General features: G+C 46.4%; 2 pseudogenes. Both read left to right on the forward strand.

The annotated features are described in order from the left end of the window. Positions 1 to 237: pseudogene (locus tag HMPREF1627_RS10595) on the forward strand (OfeT family oxidase-dependent iron (Fe2+) transporter); the annotation flags it as partial. A gap of 72 nt (positions 238 to 309) precedes the next feature. Further along, positions 310 to 534: pseudogene (locus tag HMPREF1627_RS00035) on the forward strand (iron transporter); the annotation flags it as partial.

Here is a 534-nt window from a genome sequence, read left to right on the forward strand (position 1 = left end):
AAAGAGTTCCAGGATGCAACTTGGCTGCATACAACTGATGTTCCGGGCGTACCGGAAATAGCTGTGCTTGGTCTTTACCCAACGGTTCAGACTTTGGTGGCACAGGCAATTGTGGTTGTAATTCTCATAATTATGGCTGTTGTGCAATATCGCATCAGCAAAAACACAAAACGGGAGAGCTGTGCTAGCGCAGCAAATAACGAACAAAGATCGGTGAAAGATACAACTTCTGTTTAGTCAGTAACGTTACATCAGTTCTAACATCTCCAATTTTGGCCGGGAAATCCCGAAACACGAAAGGAAAAATAAATGAAGATCAAGAAAGCAATGGTTGCTCTTGGAGCGGCATTCGCGCTTACCTTGAGTCTTGCTGGTTGCTCGAATGATTCTGGTGACAAGCCCAAGGATGAAAAGGGTACTTCTGTGCAGACTACCGCCGACGAAAAGACGAGCTCTGCTGAAAAAGGGCAGGCAGTAGGAATTAACGAAATTCCGGTTGGCGATTCAGGCCCGCAGACCAGTGGTCCGTTAACT

The sequence above is a fragment of the Actinomyces sp. S6-Spd3 genome (assembly GCF_000758755.1).
Classification (GTDB): Bacteria; Actinomycetota; Actinomycetes; order Actinomycetales; family Actinomycetaceae; genus Pauljensenia.